Raw genomic sequence first — 18,868 nt, 5'->3', positions numbered from 1 at the left:
ATGCAGGCCGGCGATCAGTCAGCGTCCGGCAGGTTGGCGATCATCGCCGGCGGTGGTCTCCTTCCGCATTATCTGGCTGAGGCGGCTCGCCGAAACGGAGAGAACCCGCTGATCATCCAGTTGCTTGGTGAAGCCGGGCCTGAATGGAACGGTTACGATCTGGAGCATGCTTCGGTTGGCAATTTCGCCGGCATCAAGGAACTCTTCCGGCGCTTTTCCATTACGCGGGTCGTTCTGTCCGGCTCGGTTCGCCGCCGCCCCGAATGGCGGCAGATTCGCCCCACGCTGGGCTTTCTGGCTACGGTTCCCTTCGTTCTGAAGACCCTGCGCCGTGGCGGTGACAACGCCGTATTGGAGATGGTGATCGCACTTCTCGAAGCGCTGGGATGCAGGGTGATCGGCGCACACGAGATCGCCCCCGACCTGCTCGCGTCCGCGGGGCCCGTGGGTAGGTGGACGCCGGACTCTGAGGCGGAGGAGGACATCCGCGTCGGGATCGAAGCCGCGCTGCAGCTTGGGCGGCTTGACATCGGGCAGGGCGCGGTTGCCGTGGGCGGTCGCGTCGTCGCGCTTGAAGGGCCCGAAGGCACAGATGCGATGCTGAAGCGGGTCGCCGAAATGAGAGCCAGCGGCCGGATCTCCAGCCGCCGCAAGGGCGTTCTCGTGAAGCTCGCGAAGCCACAACAGGATGAGCGCGCGGACCTGCCGGCGATCGGATTGACCACGTTGAAGAATGCGTCCCTTGCAGGTCTCGCCGGGATTGTCGGGGAAGCAGGGCGCTCTCTTCTCCTGGACAGGTCGGAACTCACCGAGGCCGCAAACGCTGCAGGGATGTTCGTGCTTGGCGTCGAGATATCGCGCCCTGAAGCTGCGGAGGCGACATGAACAGGCCCTTGAAACTGGCAGTCATTGCAGGGGAGGTTTCCGGCGACATTCTTGGCGGCGACCTCGTGGCTGCCATTCGGCGTAGCGGACGCGACGTTGAACTCTTCGGCGTTGGCGGCGACCGGCTTCAGCGCGAGGGCCTGAAGTCGCTCTTCGACTTTTCCGAACTCTCGGTGATGGGCATTGCCGACGTGCTGGCCAAGCTGCCATCACTTGTCGGCCGCATTCGCCAGACGGCGGCGGCCATCATCGCAGAGCGTCCGGATGCACTGCTGATCATTGACAGTCCCGATTTCACACACCGGGTGGCCAAACGGGTCCGGAAGCTATTGCCGGACCTTCCTGTCATCCAATATGTCTGCCCGAGCGTCTGGGCCTGGAAAGAGTATCGCGCGCAGGCCATGTTGGATTACGTCGATCTGGTCCTTGCGGTCCTGCCTTTCGAGCCGGCTGTCATGCATCGGCTTGGCGGGCCAAAAACCCTCTATGTGGGGCATCGGCTGTCTGCGGATCCCGATATCCTTCGCGTTCGTGCCGCGCGCGAAAGTCGCGAACCGGGCTCCGCTCCCACCATTCTGCTGCTGCCTGGGTCCCGCAGTTCCGAAATCAAGCGCCTCGGCGACGTTATGGGACAGGCCGCGGCTGAAATCGCGGCGCGACACCCGGGGACGAAATTCCTGCTGCCGGCGGTGGCGAGACAGAAAGAACTTATCCGGCAAACGATATCGACCTGGAGCGTAGCGCCGGCATGCGAAACGGGCGACGCCTTCAAATGGGATGCCTTCGCCCGAGCCGATGCAGCCATCGCTGCGTCCGGGACTGTCATTCTGGAACTGGCGATGGCCGGCGTCCCCACCGTTTCAATCTATCGCACCGATCCGATTGTCAAATTCCTGGCAAGCCGCATCAAGATCTGGAGCGCCGCGCTGCCGAACCTGATTGCCGACTACCCGGTGATCCCGGAATATATCAACGATCTGCTACGACCCGCAGCGCCGGTCCGCTGGGTCGAACGCTTGATAGCGGATACGCCGCAACGCGCCGCGATGCTGGCAGGTTATCGCGACGTTTGGAACCGCATGTCGGTTTCACGCCCCTCCGGTGAGCTGGCAGCCAGCGCCATACTCGACCTTCTGGACACGAAAAAGCCGGCGTAAGAGCCGGCTTCTTTTATTGTATAATTGAACGCCGGCCAGCGATTAGCGCTTGTCGACCTTCACATAGTCGCGCTTGGCTGCGCCAGTATAGAGCTGGCGCGGACGACCGATGCGTTGCTGCGGGTCTTCGATCATTTCGTTCCACTGCGCAACCCAGCCGACGGTGCGAGCAAGTGCGAAGAGAACTGTGAACATGGTCGTGGGGAAGCCGAGCGCGCGCAGCGTGATGCCCGAATAGAAGTCCACGTTCGGATAGAGCTTCTTCTCGACGAAGTAAGGATCGTTGAGGGCGATCTTTTCGAGTTCGAGCGCCACCTTCATCAGCGGGTCGTCGCCGTGACCGGTTGCTTCCAGCACTTCATACATCGTCTTCTGCATGATGCGGGCACGCGGGTCGTAGTTCTTGTAGACGCGGTGACCGAAGCCCATCAGGCGGAACGGATCGTTCTTGTCCTTGGCCTTGGCGATATATTCTGGGATGCGATCAACCGTGCCGATTTCCATCAGCATGTTGAGCGCTGCTTCGTTAGCGCCACCATGGGCCGGGCCCCAGAGGCAGGCAATGCCAGCCGCGATGCAGGCGAACGGGTTTGCGCCCGACGAACCGGCGAGGCGAACGGTTGATGTCGAAGCGTTCTGCTCGTGGTCGGCATGCAGGATGAAGATACGGTCCATGGCACGGGCCAGGACGGGGTTCACCTTGTACTCTTCGCACGGCACGGCGAAGCACATGTGCAGGAAGTTGGCCGCGTAATCGAGATCGTTCTTCGGGTAAACGAAGGGCTGGCCGATATGGTACTTGTAGGCCATGGCAGCAATCGTCGGCATCTTGGCGATCATGCGCAGCGAGGCGACCATGCGCTGATGCGGATCGGTGATGTCGGTCGAGTCGTGATAGAAGGCGGACAGCGCGCCGACCGTGCCGACCATGACGGCCATCGGGTGGGCGTCACGGCGATAACCGGTGAAGAAGCGGCTCATCTGCTCATGGACCATCGTGTGGCGCGTCACGCGCGTGTCGAAGTCCTTCTTCTGGGCAGCCGTGGGAAGTTCGCCGTAGAGAAGCAGATAGCAGGTCTCGAGGAAATCGCCCTGTTCGGCCAGCTGCTCGATCGGATAGCCGCGATGCAGGAGAACGCCTTCGTCGCCGTCGATATACGTGATCTTGGACTCGCACGAAGCCGTCGACGTGAAACCGGGGTCATAGGTGAACATCCCGGTATTCTTGTAAAGAGCGCCGATGTCGACGACGTCCGGCCCGATCGTGCCCTTTCGGACCGTCATGTCTGCCTTTTTGTCGTCGAGAGAAAAAACCGCATTATCGGCCATGTTTGCCTCCGGGAGTTCGATGATAGCCGCGGCTGCTGTCGCGGGCATTGAATGAGACTATGGCGAATTTGCTATCCGATTTATTCGCCCCTGCCAAGCACTCGTTGTGCCGAATTGTGCATGCGCGAAATCAACTTTTGGAAGTTTTTATTCCTGCTGTCGCATTTTTCAAAAGGCTGTCTCCTTTCAAATCGATTGAAAACAAGCTGCTGAAATCTAGACGCTTTTTTCGCTCGCCGAAGCGGGACTTGCATCCACCCATTTTAGGTTGCAATCTGTCTGTCATGCGGGGCCGGGGGCGGCGGCGTGGGGACGGATGAGGAAATTCTGGAACTGAATGACGCGCCGCAGCGTCGGCGTGTTGCGCCCCCTGCTGCGGTATCATCCCCGCCTGGCCGCAGCAGAGGAACCGGCCTGTCTCGCCGCCGCGATATACTGCGCTTATGGGGCAAATGGCGTGTCGCGATCATGGACGCAGCCGAGACGGAAGTCGCGCATGGCCACGTCTTTCTCCTCTATCCCGTCTTCATGATTATCGGCGCGGTCTGGTGGTTCAATCTCGCCGTAGATCCGCCGAAGATCCGGCTCATTGCGTGGGGCATTGTCCTGCTTCCGCTCCTGTTCCTGACCCGTTACTCGGCGCCGGCAAAACAGATACCCGTGCGTCTCGCGGCTTTCATTCTCGCGGGAGCCCTGGCTGCCTGGTATCAGACGGCGCACAGCGAAACGGTCATTATCGACAGTCCCATCTCCACCACCCTGACGGCGCGCGTCATCGATGTCGAAATGCGGGAAGCAGGACGCTGGCGCTATACCGTGCAAATCCTCAAGACCGAGCGGCCGCGCCTGAAAAGGCCGCCCACCGCGGCGCTGCTGGGTGTGCGGGGGCAGGGCACGTCCTTTCCGCCCGGAACCGTGATCAAGGGGCTGGCCCGGCTTCAGCCGCCCTCGGGCCCGGTTCTGCCGGGCATGAACGATTTTGCCTTCAGCAGCTATTTCAACGGCGTTGGAGCCATCGGCGGTTTCATGGGTGCTCCACATGCCGTGTCGGAAGAACCGGCCGCGTCCGACACCTTCTCAAAGACGTTTCAGGACTGGCTTGCCGACCTGCGGGGCGCCATCAACCGGCGCATTCTGTCGGTCCTGCCGGGAGACATCGGCGCCTTCGCGAGCGCTCTGGTGACGAACGATACCGCAGCCTTTTCGAAGGAGGGGCTCGAAGCCCTGCGCATCTCCGGTCTTGCGCACGTCTATTCGATCTCCGGCCTCCATATGGTGCTTGCGGCCGGTATCTCCTTTGTGGGCCTGCGCATGATTTTCAGCCTGTTTCCCGGCTTCATCCAGTCGCGCCCGGCCAAAACCTATGCGGCTTTGGGCGCGATCACGGCAAGCGGGCTCTATCTGCTGATTTCGGGAATGCCCGTGCCGGCGGTCCGCTCCTACATCATGCTGGCTGTCGGGATGGGAGGGGTCATCGTCGCGCGAAGTGTGTTGACTTTGAGAAGCGTGGCTCTCGCCGCGCTGGCGATCCTCATAGTCTCTCCTTCGAGTGCGCTCGGGCCGAGCTTCCAGATGTCGTTCGCTGCCGCGACCGCCCTCATTTCAGGTTACTCGCTGTGGCAACTGCGGCCCATGGAGTTCCGCAGGTTCAGCGGGATTCCGCTCTATGCCAACGTCCTTCCCGCCATTCGCGCAGTCGGTGGCGTCATGCTGACCTCGGAAATCGCCGGTGTTGCGACCGCCATCTTCTCTGTCACGCATTTTCAGCGGCTGACCCTGCTTGGCACGCTTGGCAATGTCGCTGCAATGCCTTTCATATCCTTCATCGTCATGCCAGCCGGCTTCCTCGCGGTGATCCTGATGCCGTTCGGGCTGGACTACTATCCGCTCCGCATCATGGGACTGGGGCTGGAATGCACCATGGCGGTGGCACGATTCGTTTCATCGCTCGGTGGCGACGTCGTCACGGGTCAGATGGCTGGCTGGGTTCTGCCATCAACGAGCCTGGCCCTCGTTCTCACGATCCTGCCACGCAGCAGGCTCTTCAGAGTGGCCGGCGCCTGCCTTTTCACGGCAACACTGGTTCTCACCGTGTCCTTTGGCGCTGCCAGGCGACCGGATGTGGTCGTGTCGGAAACAGCAGATCTCGTCGGCCTGCTCATGCTGGACAAACTCACGACAAACACCGCCCGTCCATCCACCTTCGTGATGGATCAGTGGACGAGAGCATTGGCATCGCGGGAGACAGTCAAGCCGGGCAACGTGCCCAAACTTGCGCTTGAGCGCGAAGGCGCTCGAAAGCCGCTTACTGAGGCGGACGAATGGAAGGTGGAGGATGCCATGGAGGCTGCTGGCAAGACTGTCGAACCCGGACGCTTTCTATGTTCCGGACGCGACTGGTGCATCGGCAAGCCTGCAGACAGTCTCCTGATCGCAACCTTCAGCGATTTCGCGTTTCAAGGTCCCGCCTGCCGGCAGGCGCAAATCGTGATCGCGGCTTCGTTCCTGCGCGAGCCCACATGCGGGCCGGGGGAGGGACAGCTTTTCGACCGAAACGCCCTCCGCCGGCGCGGTGCCCTTGCCATCTACCTCGAAGAAACCGCCGATAAGCCGCAGGACACCCGGAGTTCATCGAAATCTTCTGATCAACCATCGCCACCGGCCTACCGGATCATCGGCGCGCTGGACGGGCAAGATCGCCCCTGGCTCCGCCATCGATATTACAACTGGCGAAGCAATTCTTATGGCGAGGCATATCAGCCTGAATAGCGCCCGTGCATTCTCTAGCGTAATTCCGCGCAAAAAGTGGAAACCGGTTTCGCGTCCGGGATTGCGTAAAAACACATAGATAGAGCGTTTCATGTTTCCATCAAATGCTGAAACGCTCTGCTCGCACGAGGCACTCGGCGCATCAATGATAGCGCCGAATCAACCCGACGAGCTTGCCCTGAATCTTCACCCGGTCAGGCCCGAAAATGCGGGTCTCGTAAGCGGGATTGGCAGCCTCCAGTGCGATTGACGCGCCCTTGCGGCGGAACCGCTTCAAGGTCGCTTCCTCGTCGTCGATCAGCGCCACAACGATCTCGCCGGGGCTGGCATTGGACGTGTTGCGGATGATGACCGTATCGCCATCCAGAATGCCGGCGTCGATCATCGAATCGCCCTTGACCTCCAGCGCGTAATGTTCTCCGCCCCCAAGCATCTGCGCGGGAACCGCAATCTCATGCGTGTTGTTCTGGATGGCGGAAATCGGAACACCTGCTGCGATCCGCCCCATGACCGGAACGGAAACACTGGCATCATCATTGGCCGGCGTCGGCGCTTTCGGTGGCTCCGGCACCTTCCCGAGACTTCCCTCGATCACGCTGGGCGAGAAGCCTCGCCGCGGCTGAAGGCTCGGTGTATAGGCCTCCGGCAGCTTGATGACCTCCAGCGCGCGAGCCCTGTTCGGCAGCCGCCGGATAAAGCCGCGTTCCTCAAGCGCCGTGATCAGCCGGTGGATACCGGACTTCGAAGCAAGATCGAGCGCATCCTTCATCTCATCGAAAGACGGCGGGATGCCGGACTCCTTCATCCGCTCGTGGATGAAGAGAAGCAGTTCCTGTTGTTTGCGCGTCAGCATGGGATCACCCCGAAGAATCAAATGAAACAAATCCAGAACGGACACTATATGTTCCATATGTGTTCCGCAAGGTGCTAAGGTTCGATTAACGGTAATGCGTGCGGAACAAAAAAGTGCAGACGGCCCTCCAGTTGACGGAGCCGTGTCTTGCGGAGTGGGTTGTCTTCAACGGCATGGACAAAACGTTACGTGGTGAGCGCGCAGGGATTCGAACCCTGGACCTACTGATTAAAAGTCAGTTGCTCTACCGGCTGAGCTACGCGCTCCCGCGTCTGTCCGGTGCGCAATAGCGAACCGGGCCGGAAAGTTCGCGGAACATATGCAGGAGGCCTTGCCGGGTCAACCCGCAAAATCGCCATTTCTGCGACCATTTGGCGCTTTTTCCGGCGATGCCGAAAAGATGATTGGCGGGTGAGGAGCGTGGGGTCTATATGGGCGTCGTTTTTGGCCTCCCGCGGCGACGGCGGCGGGCAAGGAGTGTTCATGCTGACGGTTGCCGGTATTTCGCTATTCAGCGCGCTTCTCGCAGGCGCCCTGTCCTTCCTCTCTCCTTGCGTGCTGCCGCTGGTCCCTCCGTATCTTTGCTACATGGCCGGCGTGTCGGTCGAGGACTTCCGCAATGGCGGGCAGGGTGCTGCGAACGCCCGGTCACGCAATGCCGTGATCCTCTCCTCCGTCTTCTTCACCCTTGGCTTTGCAACCGTTTTCGTCGCGCTGGGCGCTGGCGCATCGGCGGTCGGGCTGCTGCTTCGCCAGTATATCGACGTGCTCGCCAAGATCGGTGGCGTGATCATCATCATCATGGGTCTGAATTTTCTCGGCCTCTTCCGCATCGGACTGCTCGCGCGCGAGGCGCGGTTCCAGTCATCGGCCAAGCCGGCGACGCTGTCGGGCGCCTATGTCATGGGTCTCGCCTTCGCCTTCGGCTGGACCCCTTGCATCGGACCGGTTCTCGGTGCGATTCTCGGCATCGCTGCGACATCCGACACCGCTGGCTCGGGCGCATTCCTCCTGGCGGTCTATTCGCTCGGTCTGGCCGTCCCTTTCTGGATCGCGGCCTTTTTCTCGGGCGCCTTCATGCGTTTTCTGTCGCGTTTCCGCCGCCATCTGGGCGCTGTGGAAAAGATCATGGGCGGGCTGCTGGTGCTGACCGGGATCGCATTTCTGACCGGATTTGTCGCCAATGTCGCAATCTGGTTCCAGCAGACCTTTCCAATCCTCGGGCAAATCGGCTAACTCGCTCAAATTGCAACCGAACGAGGCGTCGACATGGCGGACATTACGGGACTTGTACTGCCATTCTTCGGGCTGATCCTGATCGGCTATGTGGTGGCCCGATGGAAGCAAATGCCCGCTGATGCGCTTGGCTGGCTGAATATCTTCATCGTCTACGTCGCACTGCCTGCGCTGTTCTTCAAGCTGATTTCCAGAACGCCCGTCGAGCAATTGACCCGGTTCGATTTCATCGTCACCGACGTCGGCACGACCTACGCGATCTTCGGCGTCATCTTCGTCATTGGATGGCTCGGCCGCGATGCCAGCATTCCGGAGGCGACGCTGCAGGGGCTGGCCGCAGCCTATGGCAATATCGGCTATATGGGGCCCGGTCTGGCGCTCCTGGCATTCGGCGAGCGTGCCGCCGTTCCTGTTGCGCTGATTTTCTGCTTCGAGAACATGCTGCATTTCATCGTCGCACCGGCTCTGATCGCGCTTGGCGGCAAGCAGAGCCAATCGCCGGGGCAGGTGGCGCGCGACATCCTGCTTCGCATCGTGCTTCATCCCTTCATCATCGCGACGGCGCTCGGTTTCGTTGCCGCAGCCATGCATCTGGAACCACCCGTTCCGTTGCAGCGCCTCATAGACTATCTGGCGCAGGCAGCAGCTCCGTGCGCACTGTTTGCAATGGGGGTAACACTGGCGTTGCGCCCATTGAAGCGGATTCCGGCCGAAATCGTCTATATCGTCCCTGCGAAACTCATCCTGCTACCGACCCTCATGTATCTGAGCCTCAGCGCGGCAGGAAATTTCGATCATGTATGGATTCAGACGGCGGTGCTGCTGGCAGCCTTGCCCACGGCGACCAACGTTTTCGTCATCGGCCAGCAATATGACGTCTGGCAGGAGCGAGCATCGGCAACGGTTCTGATCACGACGCTCTTTTCAGTACTGACGGTATCGGCCCTGCTTTATCTGATGCGCTCAGGCACGCTTCCGGGCGATCTTTTCCCGTAAGCTGGACGATATCCCGCGAAAGCCGCGCCCCGGCGCCACGCCTTCCTGCATGACCAGGCCGCGAAGCGGCGGCAGAAGTTCAAGCAGATGAAGTCCCGCAGCGCGAACAAGCTGAACCGGCAGGAAATTGGAGAGCAGCGACCGGTTGAGAAGATCGACGCTCGCGGTGCGGCTCAGAATGTCGGTGCGGCGCTTCCGGTCAAAGGCTTCGCCGACGGCCAGCGGCCCATCGTGATCGCGTTTCAGGCCTAACAGATCGCAAAGCGCCATGATGTCGCGCAGGCTGAGATTGAGCCCCTGCGCGCCAATGGGCGGGAAGGCATGGGAGGCTTCCCCGATCAGCGCCATGCGCCCCTTGCCGAACCGATGTGCCGTCATGCCTGAGAGCGGCCAGGCCTGCGGCATTCCCTCCAGTGTTACCTTGCCGAGCATCGACTGCATGCGCGTCTCGATACGGCGGCTGACGTCCTCCGGAGAGAGTGCCAGGAAAGCTTCGGCTTCGGCCGGCGCCTGCACCCAGACAAGACTGGAGCGGCGACCGGGCAGGGGCACCTGCGTAAACGGTCCGGTCGGCGTATGAAACTCGGTGGACACATTGCCATGCGGGATCGTGTGGGCAAAGTTCAGCACCACGGCGGTCTGCGGATAGGACCAGCGACGCACTGCAATACCCGCAGTCTCGCGCAAGACGGACTTGCGTCCATCGGCTGCGACGACAAAGCCGGCTTCTATCTCGCGGCTGTCTTCCAGACGGATGAGCACTGCATCGTCGTGCAAATCTGCGCCGGCAATCCTGCCTTCGATCGGATGTATATTGCTGTCCTGAACTATGATGTCGGCGAGGACGTCAAGCGCGGCCGAATTGGGGAAATTGTAGCCGAACGCTTCGAGTCCGATTTCGGAGGCTCGGAAGGGGACGGTTGGCGCGCGAAACAGTCGGTCCGTGCCGTCGATGATCTGCATGGTCTTGAGCGCCGCGGATTTCGGGCCAAGCTTCTCCCATACGCCGAGACCTTCCAGAAAGGCTATGGACTGGTCCATCAATGCCGTCGTGCGCCCGTCCTGGTTCTCCGGTGGCGGGCCTACAAGTGCCACGGAGTAACCCAGTCTTGAAAGTGCGATGGCCGCGATGCGACCGGCAAGACCATTGCCGGCAACGGCGATGTCGAAGCGTTCCATGATCGAAAACCTTCAGAATTCTCAAGTTTCAGGAAACATATAGAGGGGCGCTCCCGTTGCTTCCATGCTTTTTGCAAGCAGATGAAACTTATTTTCCGCGACATCTTGTATCGCCCCCCTGAATTGGGACAATGCGAACGTTGTTCGAGGTGGAAACGGCGAATCGATGAAGATCTTCAATTACCGGCGCGTTCCTTACGCTGAGATTCGCGCATTCTCCGTTCATATTTTGACGGCGTCGGGCTCCTTTCTCGCCTTTCTGGGCGTTGTTGCGGCCGCAGAGACGCGTTTCGTCGACATGTTCTGGTGGCTTGGTCTGGCGCTTGCCGTGGATGGCATTGACGGCCCGATCGCCCGCAAGGTCCGGGTGAAGGAAGTGCTGCCCAACTGGTCGGGCGATACGCTGGACAACGTGATCGACTACGTGACCTATGTTCTGCTGCCGGCTTTCGCGCTCTATCAGAGCCACATGATCGGCGAGCCCTGGTCCTTTGTTGCCGCCGGGCTGATCGTGGTGTCGAGCGCCATTTACTATGCCGACATGGGCATGAAGACGGACGAGAATTTCTTCTCTGGTTTTCCCGTCGTGTGGAACATGGTCGTCTTCACGCTCTTCGTCATTAAGGCGAGCGAAGCGACCGCCTTTGCCGTCGTCGTCGTGTCCGTCTTCCTCACTTTCCTGCCGATCAATTTTCTTCACCCTGTCCGGGTGAAGCGGCTTCGCCCTCTGAACCTTTCCGTATTCGCGATCTGGTCCGTGCTCAGCGTGGTGGCGCTTCTCAAGCACTTCGAGTCTCCGCAATGGCTGGTCTGGGGCGTGGTCATCAGCGGACTGTATCTCTATGTCATCGGGGCAGTGCTGCAGGCATTTCCGTCGCTCGGACGAAGCGACGACTGATCGGGAGGCGTGCCATGGGCGTGATGAAGATCACCGGCGCTCTGACAGGGCTTATCCTCTTTGCGAGTTTCGCGGAGGCGGCTGACAAGCCGAAGATTTGCTTCGTCTATCCGGGGTTGAAAGGCGATGGCGGCTGGTCTGAGTCACAGGAGCGTGGGCGTCAGGAAGTCGAGCGGCAGTTCGGTGGCCAGATCGAGACGAGCTTCACGGAAAGCGTAGCTGAAGGTGCGGCTGCCATTCCTGTTTTCGACAGGCTGGCCGCTTCCGGCTGCAACATGATCTTTGCCACTGCCTTCGGTTATATGGATGCCGTGCTGGCCGCCGCCGCCAAGTATCCGGCGGTTCGCTTCGAACATCTCGCCGGCTTCAAGACCACGCGAAACGTTGCGGTCTATAATGCCCGCTTCTACGAAGCCCGCTTCCTGACCGGACGTATTGCCGCCAGGATGTCGAAGTCGGGGCAGGCAGCCTATATCGCGCCCTTCCCGATCCCGGAGGTGATGCAGGGGATCAATGCCTTCGAGCTCGGTGCCCAATCGGTTGATCCGCGCTTCAAGACAAAGGTATACTGGACCGGAAGCTGGTTCGATCCGGACAAGGAGGCGAAGGCGGCACGGGCGGCCGCGGCGGACGGCATGGATATCGTCACGCAGCAAACCGACTCGACCGCGCCCATGCAGGTCGCCGAGACCGGCAATCTGCGTGCCTTTGGATACGGTGCCGATCTGAGCCGCATCGGACAGTTGGCGCAACTGACCGCCATAGTTTACAACTGGGGCGCCTACGATGTCGCCCGCGTGAAGGCGTATCTTGAGGGAAGCTGGGCAGGCGAGGTCAACTGGGACGGCCTTTCCACTGGTATCATCACCATGGCGCCCTATCGGAACATGCCGGCCGATGTCGCGAAATTCGCCCAATCCAGCGAGCAGAAGATTGCGAACGGTTCCCTCCAGCCTTTCCACGGACCTGTCCGCACGCAGGCCAGCAAGACATGGTTGAAGAAGAATGAAACGGCGGCCGACAGTGTTCTCCTTTCGATGGATTTCTTCGTCCTCGGCGTGATCGGCGACATTCCGAAGACCGCGCAATAGACGCCTGCCTCCGTCAGATTTTGCAATCGCGCCCGAGTCTGCTAGATGGGCCGCACCAAAATTGACCGGAGCCCCATGACGCCCATGACGCCCATGACCCGCACCTGCCTTGCCGTTGTCCTCGCCGCTGGCGAAAGCACCCGCATGAAATCGTCGCTCAGTAAAGTCCTTCACCCGATCGGCGGCCTGCCGATGATCGGGCATGTCGCCTCCAGGCTGAAGGCGGCGGGTATTGTCGATGTGGGCCTTGTGGTGGGGCGGGATGCCGACAAGGTTGAGGCGGCTGCAAGGCAAGCCGGCATTGCAGTCGAAAGCCACGTCCAGACGGAGCGTCTGGGCACGGCGCACGCGGTTCTGGCGGCCAGGGAGGCCATAGCCCGCGGCTATGACGATGTTGTCGTTGTGTTTGGCGACAGCCCGCTGGTGGAGCCGGAAACGTTGAACCGGGCAAGAGCGGGACTGGCTGAAGGATACGACGTCGTCGTGATCGGGTTCGAGGCGGCTGATCCGACAGGTTACGGGAGACTTCTGACGCGCGACGGCGATCTGCTGGCGATCCGGGAACACAAGGATGCCAGCGAGGAGGAGCGTCGGGTCACGCTCTGCAACGGCGGCATGATGGCGATCAACGGTCGTCGCGCGCTCGAACTGCTCCTCAAGATCGGCAATTCCAACGTGAAGGGCGAGTATTATCTGACCGATATCGTCGAAGTTGCTCGGGCCAATGGCGGCAAGGCCAAGGCGATCGTGGCGCCTGAAGACGAACTCGCCGGCTGCAACACGCGCGCCGAACTGGCCGAACTGGAAGCACTCTGGCAGAAGCGCCGCCGCCTTGAGATCATGCTTTCAGGCGTGACCATGGTGGCTCCCGAAACCGTTTTCCTGTCGCATGACACCGTCATCGGTCAGGATGCGCTGATCGAACCCAACGTCGTTTTCGGTCCCGGTGTCACCGTCGAGAGCGGTGCCGTCATCCATGCCTTCAGCCATCTTGAAGGAGCGCATGTTTCGAGTGGTGCGACGGTCGGTCCGTTTGCAAGATTGCGGCCGGGGGCCAACCTCGGTCCGGACTCCAAGGTTGGCAATTTCTGCGAGGTCAAGAAGGGCGATATCGGGAAGGGCGCGAAGGTCAATCATCTGACCTATATCGGCGATGCGACGATCGGTGCCGGGGCCAATATCGGCGCCGGCACGATCACCTGCAACTATGACGGCGTGAACAAGCATCTGACCGAGATCGGCGAGAACGCCTTCATCGGGTCGAACTCGTCGCTCGTGGCACCTGTCAAGGTCGGGAACGGCGCTTACGTCGCTTCCGGGAGCGTGATCACGTCGGATGTTCCTGACGATGCTCTGGCGCTTGGCCGCGCGCGGCAGGAGACGAAGCCGGGCAGGGCGAAGCTGATCCGCGAGCGGATTGCCGCCATCCGTGCAGCACTGAAGGCTGCAAGGAACTGATTTCATATTAACAAGAGTTGCGGAATGTGACTGGCGCGCCGATTGCACAATCGGCGAAATCCGCTAGGAAATCGCTTCATTATCATTTGCTGGAGTATGCCCCGCATGTGCGGAATTGTTGGAATTGTCGGTCGTGAGCCCGTTGCAGGTCGTCTGGTTGATGCGCTCAAGCGCCTCGAATATCGTGGCTATGACTCAGCAGGCGTTGCGACGATCGACCATGGCAAACTCGATCGCCGGCGTGCCGAAGGCAAGCTCTTCAATCTCGAAAAGGTGCTGGACCAGAACCCGCTCTCCGGCAAGATCGGCATCGCGCATACGCGTTGGGCCACGCACGGCGCGCCGACCGAAAGCAATGCGCATCCGCATTTCGTCGGAAATGTCGCCATTGTGCATAACGGCATCATCGAAAACTTTGCCGAGCTGAAGGAAGAACTGATTGCCGGTGGCGCGGTGTTCTCCTCTCAGACTGATACTGAAGTGGTCGCCCAGTTGGTTGCCCGCGAAATCGCTTCCGGCAAGCCTAAGCGCGATGCGGTCCAGTCGGTGCTGAAGCGGCTGACGGGTGCTTACGCTCTCGCGCTGATCTTCGCCGATGAGCCGGACACCATCATGGCCGCCCGTTCGGGCCCGCCGCTCGCTGTCGGCTATGGCAAAGGCGAAATGTACATGGGCTCGGATGCCATCGCGCTCTCGCCCTTCACGAACGAGATTTCCTATCTGCACGACGGCGATTGGGCGATCCTCACGGCTGGCAAAGTGGAGATCATGGATTTCGACGGTAATCCGGTCGAACGTCCGAAGCAGATTTCTGCCGCGACCGCTTATGTCGTCGACAAGGGCAATCATCGCCACTTCATGGAAAAGGAAATCTACGAACAGCCGGAGGTGATTTCTCACGCGCTCGGCCACTATGTCGATTTTGGCAGCACGAAAGTCCGAGACCTGCCGGGCTCCATCGATTTCGCTGCCATAGACCGTTTGGCGATTTCCGCCTGCGGCACGGCCTATCTCGCCGGCCTCGTATCGAAATACTGGTTCGAGCGTCTCGCGCGGCTGCCGGTCGAGATCGATGTGGCATCGGAGTTTCGTTACCGCGAAATGCCGCTGTCCAAGAACGGTGCTGCACTCTTCATCTCCCAGTCCGGGGAGACCGCCGACACACTCGCCTCGCTGCGCTACTGCAAGCAGGAAGGCCTCAAGATCGGTGCTGTCGTCAACGTGAAGGAATCGACGATTGCCCGCGAATCCGATGCTGTTTTCCCGATTCTGGCCGGTCCGGAAATCGGAGTTGCCTCGACAAAGGCCTTCACTTGCCAGTTGACTGCGCTCGCAGCGCTTGCCATCGGTGCCGCGCGACAGCGCGGCACGATGAGCGAAGCGGACGAAATCGCCGCCGTCAAACACCTGATCGAAATGCCGCGCATCATGAGCGCCGTGTTGAACTCCATCCAGCCGCAGGTTGAGACGCTCGCGCGCGAACTGTCCAAGTGCAAGGATGTGCTCTATCTCGGCCGTGGCACCAGCTACCCGCTGGCCATGGAAGGCGCGCTGAAGCTCAAGGAAATCTCCTATATCCATGCCGAGGGCTACGCCGCCGGCGAACTGAAGCACGGTCCGATCGCGCTGATCGACGAGGAAATGCCGGTCATCGTCATTGCCCCGCATGACCGCTTCTTCGAAAAGACGGTCTCGAATATGCAGGAAGTTGCCGCGCGCGGCGGCCGCATCGTCTTCATCACCGATGCCAAGGGCGCTGCCGCCTCTACGCTCGAGACGATGGCGACCATCGTGCTTCCGGAAGTCGATGAGATTATCTCGCCGATGATCTATTCGCTTCCTGTTCAGCTCATTGCCTACCACACGGCCGTGATCATGGGCACCGACGTGGATCAGCCGCGCAATCTGGCAAAGTCTGTCACGGTGGAATGAGGGTTCAGCGGCATGGAGGTTCACCCTCCATGCCGCTGCGCAACAAGTTCTGATAACAGATTGAAAATCGTCAGTCTCGCGCTTGCCATGCCGTCCCAGGCTGGGGCATTGTTTGTGCGGCGCGGCATGATTTGCCGTGTCGCTTCCGCATTCTGAAAGGCTCCCGACGCGCAATGTCCGAGGCACCCAAACGCGAATTCCTCGCGACCCGCATCAGAAACAACTTCCTGACCGGGCTTATCATCTGCGCACCGCTTGCCATCACCATCTGGCTCACCTGGTCGTTCATTCAGTGGGCCGACAGCTGGGTCAACCCATACATTCCGGCGCGCTACAATCCCGAACAGTTCCTGCCCTTCGCCATTCCGGGTTTTGGGCTGCTGGTTGCCGTCATCTTCATCACGATGGTCGGCTTCCTCGCCAAGAACCTGATCGGCCGCTCCATCGTCCGTTTCGGCGAATCCATCCTGCATCGTATGCCGCTGGTGCGCACTCTCTACAAGAGCCTGAAGCAGATCTTCGAGACTGTGTTGAATGAACAGTCGACCTCCTTTCGCAAGGTTGGTCTCGTGGAGTTTCCATCGCCCGGCATGTGGACCATGGGTTTCATATCGTCGGACGTGACCGGCGAGATCGCGTTTCGCCTCTCTGATACGGGGGAGGAGATTGTCACTGTCTTCATTCCTCCGACGCCTGTACCGACCGCGGGCTTTCTTCTCTTCGTTCCGAAATCGAAGATCCGCATGCTGGATATGAGCGTCGAAGACGCCACAAAGTTCCTCATTTCGGGCGGTCTGGTGACGCCGGAATACGGTCTGGTGCCGAGCGATTCGAAGTAGTCGGTGTTGTTTTCGACAGTCTGATAGGCGTAAAATCGACGCCAGAATTGACTTGTCTCAAGTGTGAGACAGTTCTGAAGATGTTCGGTTCCTAAATTTATAGTTCCTTAAATGATTGGCGCGAATTCTCGCAACTGCTGTCGGCAAGCTGCGGGGGAAACATGTTCGGGCTCATCAGGAAAAACGAAAAAGTCGCACGAGTGCCGGAGACTGTGCGCGAACAGATAGACGCACCGCCTTTGGCCTACGAGCCGGAGGTCGAAGCCTTCGACGAGCTCCCCGAAGAAGCCGGTTTCGATCCCATGCATGTCGCGCGGACGAATTCGCGCTTCGACGGAATTGAACCCGAATTCTGGGAATTCGCCGGACGACCCGCCAGCCTCGTCTTGGCTTACATCTCGCCCCATGTCGACTTCCAGGCCGTCTGCAGGTTAATCTCTGGGCAGTGTGGCACCCGCAACGTCATCGCCGTCACGACGGCCGGGGAGCTCTGTGCCGATGGCCAGAGCGGCTCGCCGCTTTACTGCTCCGCTGATGGAAGCTGGGACAATGTTGTCATCCAGGCTTTCAGCCCGGATATTATCGAGCGCGTCTCCGTCCATTCGGTTCCGCTGGCCAATGAGGACATTCTCAAGGGCGCGCCCATCAAGTCGCAGCAGGTGCGTGTCGCCGAGATCGTCCGCAACATTGCCAATGTGCGCCCGCAATTCTCCATCCACCCCGAAGACACGATTGCGCTCACCCTGATCGACGGTCTCTCCGCGTCGGAAAACTACTTCATGGAAGCTGTCTACGAGGCGGGACGCTTTCCATGCCTCTTCGTCGGTGGCTCCTCCGGCGGCAAGCTGGACTTCCAGACGACTGGAATCTTCGACGGCGAGCGCCTTCTGCAAGGCCATGCGCTGATCATCTTCGCCAAGATGGCCAAAGGCATCCGCTTCGGCATCTTCAAGAGCCAGAACTTCACGCCGACCGGCCAGAGCCTCGCCATCATGGAGGCCAGCCCGGAGACGCGACAGGTTCGCTCGTCCATCGATACCCGCACGACAGAGATCAAGCCGATCACCGAAGCGATGGCCGCCATGATGCGCTGCCGCCCGGAAGAGCTTCAGTCACGACTCGACGGCTACACCTTCGCAATCCGCATGGGCGACGAATATTTCGTCCGTTCCGTCTCCGGCATCGACCCGCAGGCAGGGACTGTCAACTTTTACTGTGACGTGAATCCCGGCGACGAATTGCATCTGCTGAAGGCCACGGATTTCGCCGAGCAGACGCGGCGCGACTATGCGGAATTCGCCAAGGGCAAGCCGGTCCCGGTGGCCGCCGTTCTCAATGACTGCATCCTGCGCCGCCTGAACAATGCGCGCTCGCTGCGCGGCCTGGATGGCTTCTGGAATGTGCCGGCCGCCGGCTTCTCGACCTTCGGCGAGTTGCTGGGCATCAACGTCAACCAGACCCTGACCGCGGTTGTCTTTTACCGGGTCGAAGAAGGGCAGCCCTTCCACGATCCCTTTGTCAGCAACTTCGCCATCCAGTATGCCCGCTTCGCCCGCTATTTCGTCCAGTGCCGTCTGAACCAGCAGATGATGATCGACGGCGTGCGCCGCAAGGTCATCGGGCGTCTCACCGATTTCATCGGTCAATCCTCGCATCTCACGGACCAGATCGACACCGTGATCGGCGAGACCAACCATGTGCGCGAGAGCGTATCCGGCATGCGCGACGGGATTGCTGGGCGCATAGCCGAAGTGGCGACCGGCGACGATCGCGGCCAGCTCGAAGAGGAATTCGGCAAGGTCAACGACATGATGCGGCAGCTGAACGACATCGTCGGCGTCATCGACAAGATCACGATGCAGACCAATCTTCTGTCTCTCAATGCCACCATCGAGGCAGCGCGTGCCGGGGAGGCGGGCAAGGCCTTCGCCATCGTGGCCAACGAGGTCCGCAATCTGGCGACCGACACCAAGACGACTCTCGACAAAAGCCGCACCTCGCTCGATCAGGTCGAAGCTTCGATGAAACTACTCGGCCAACGCATCCAGACGTCGGAAGACAAGTTGTTGCGCGCGCAGGACGGCTATTCAGGGATTGCCGGCGAGTTGACGGGCCTCTTCAAAGGCTTCGAGTCCATCAATGCCATCATGGGGCAGGCGGAATCCATCGCCAGCCGCCAGAAGCAGATGATGGCCCAGGTGGATCAGGACCTGAACAGGCTTCGACGCATCGAGGGATGAGTGGGG

The 18,868-nt window shown here is 60.3% G+C and carries 14 protein-coding genes and 1 tRNA gene; 11 read left to right on the top strand and 4 right to left on the bottom strand.

Going from position 1 to position 18,868, the window contains the following annotated elements:
* The gene (locus ABID16_RS04995) at window positions 1–885 is read left to right on the top strand and encodes an LpxI family protein (RefSeq protein ID WP_354555232.1); all 885 of its coding nucleotides are present in this window, start codon (window positions 1–3) and stop codon (window positions 883–885) included.
* Window positions 882–2,042, top strand: a complete 1,161-nt coding sequence (lpxB, locus tag ABID16_RS04990; protein ID WP_354555231.1) for a lipid-A-disaccharide synthase — start codon at window positions 882–884, stop codon at window positions 2,040–2,042. Before ABID16_RS04995 ends, lpxB begins: the two co-directional genes overlap by 4 nt.
* Before the next feature lie 42 nt (window positions 2,043–2,084).
* On the opposite strand, the gene gltA is transcribed toward lpxB, so the two are convergent.
* The gene (gene gltA, locus ABID16_RS04985) at window positions 2,085–3,371 is read right to left on the bottom strand and encodes a citrate synthase (RefSeq protein ID WP_354555230.1); all 1,287 of its coding nucleotides are present in this window, start codon (window positions 3,369–3,371) and stop codon (window positions 2,085–2,087) included.
* A 468-nt stretch (window positions 3,372–3,839) separates the two neighbouring features.
* Between gltA and ABID16_RS04980 the strand changes: the two genes are divergently transcribed.
* Window positions 3,840–6,140, top strand: a complete 2,301-nt coding sequence (locus tag ABID16_RS04980; protein WP_354555229.1) for a ComEC/Rec2 family competence protein — start codon at window positions 3,840–3,842, stop codon at window positions 6,138–6,140.
* Window positions 6,141–6,282: 142 nt separating this feature from the next.
* On the opposite strand, the gene lexA is transcribed toward ABID16_RS04980, so the two are convergent.
* Together lexA and ABID16_RS04970 are read right to left on the bottom strand one after the other, a co-directional pair.
* The gene (lexA, locus tag ABID16_RS04975; protein WP_354555228.1) at window positions 6,283–6,993 is read right to left on the bottom strand and encodes a transcriptional repressor LexA; all 711 of its coding nucleotides are present in this window, start codon (window positions 6,991–6,993) and stop codon (window positions 6,283–6,285) included.
* Window positions 6,994–7,183: 190 nt separating this feature from the next.
* Window positions 7,184–7,259, bottom strand: a tRNA-Lys gene (locus ABID16_RS04970).
* Between the two features lie 220 nt (window positions 7,260–7,479).
* Here ABID16_RS04970 and ABID16_RS04965 point away from each other — a divergent pair.
* Together ABID16_RS04965 and ABID16_RS04960 are read left to right on the top strand one after the other, a co-directional pair.
* Window positions 7,480–8,229: a cytochrome c biogenesis CcdA family protein gene (locus ABID16_RS04965; RefSeq protein ID WP_354555903.1), complete on the top strand. Its 750-nt coding sequence runs from the start codon at window positions 7,480–7,482 to the stop codon at window positions 8,227–8,229.
* 33 nt (window positions 8,230–8,262) lie between these two features.
* Window positions 8,263–9,225 carry an AEC family transporter gene (locus tag ABID16_RS04960; RefSeq protein ID WP_354555227.1) on the top strand — a complete coding sequence of 321 codons (963 nt, stop codon included), beginning with the start codon at window positions 8,263–8,265 and terminating at the stop codon, window positions 9,223–9,225.
* Here the strand turns inward: ABID16_RS04960 and ABID16_RS04955 are convergent.
* On the bottom strand, window positions 9,193–10,404 hold the full coding sequence (locus tag ABID16_RS04955) for a UbiH/UbiF family hydroxylase (protein WP_354555226.1): 1,212 nt from the start codon (window positions 10,402–10,404) through the stop codon (window positions 9,193–9,195). The two genes, ABID16_RS04960 and ABID16_RS04955, sit on opposite strands and share 33 nt — an antisense overlap.
* A 166-nt stretch (window positions 10,405–10,570) precedes the next feature.
* Between ABID16_RS04955 and pcsA the strand changes: the two genes are divergently transcribed.
* From pcsA to ABID16_RS04925, 6 genes are all read left to right on the top strand, one after another.
* Window positions 10,571–11,302, top strand: a complete 732-nt coding sequence (gene pcsA, locus ABID16_RS04950) for a phosphatidylcholine synthase (protein WP_354555225.1) — start codon at window positions 10,571–10,573, stop codon at window positions 11,300–11,302.
* A 14-nt stretch (window positions 11,303–11,316) separates the two neighbouring features.
* Window positions 11,317–12,393 (top strand): BMP family ABC transporter substrate-binding protein, encoded by a 1,077-nt coding sequence (locus tag ABID16_RS04945; protein ID WP_354555224.1) that lies wholly within the window; start codon window positions 11,317–11,319, stop codon window positions 12,391–12,393.
* Between the two features lie 93 nt (window positions 12,394–12,486).
* A complete protein-coding gene (gene glmU, locus ABID16_RS04940) occupies window positions 12,487–13,851 on the top strand; it encodes a bifunctional UDP-N-acetylglucosamine diphosphorylase/glucosamine-1-phosphate N-acetyltransferase GlmU (protein ID WP_354555902.1) in 1,365 nt (454 codons plus the stop codon).
* A gap of 105 nt (window positions 13,852–13,956) precedes the next feature.
* Window positions 13,957–15,783: a glutamine--fructose-6-phosphate transaminase (isomerizing) gene (gene glmS / locus ABID16_RS04935; RefSeq protein ID WP_354555223.1), complete on the top strand. Its 1,827-nt coding sequence runs from the start codon at window positions 13,957–13,959 to the stop codon at window positions 15,781–15,783.
* Between the two features lie 173 nt (window positions 15,784–15,956).
* Entirely contained in the window at window positions 15,957–16,622 is a 666-nt protein-coding gene (locus ABID16_RS04930) for a DUF502 domain-containing protein (RefSeq protein WP_354555222.1), read from the top strand.
* 161 nt (window positions 16,623–16,783) lie between these two features.
* Complete coding sequence (locus ABID16_RS04925) at window positions 16,784–18,862, top strand: methyl-accepting chemotaxis protein (RefSeq protein WP_354555221.1); 2,079 nt, start codon at window positions 16,784–16,786, stop codon at window positions 18,860–18,862.
* The last annotated feature ends 6 nt before the right edge of the window (window positions 18,863–18,868 follow it).

Source organism: Limnomicrobium aquaticum, from assembly GCF_040545545.1.
Lineage (GTDB): Bacteria > Pseudomonadota > Alphaproteobacteria > Rhizobiales > Rhizobiaceae > Ensifer_A > Ensifer_A aquaticum.
Note: the sequence above shows the minus strand (reverse complement) of the source record. Positions and strands in the feature narration are given on the sequence as shown.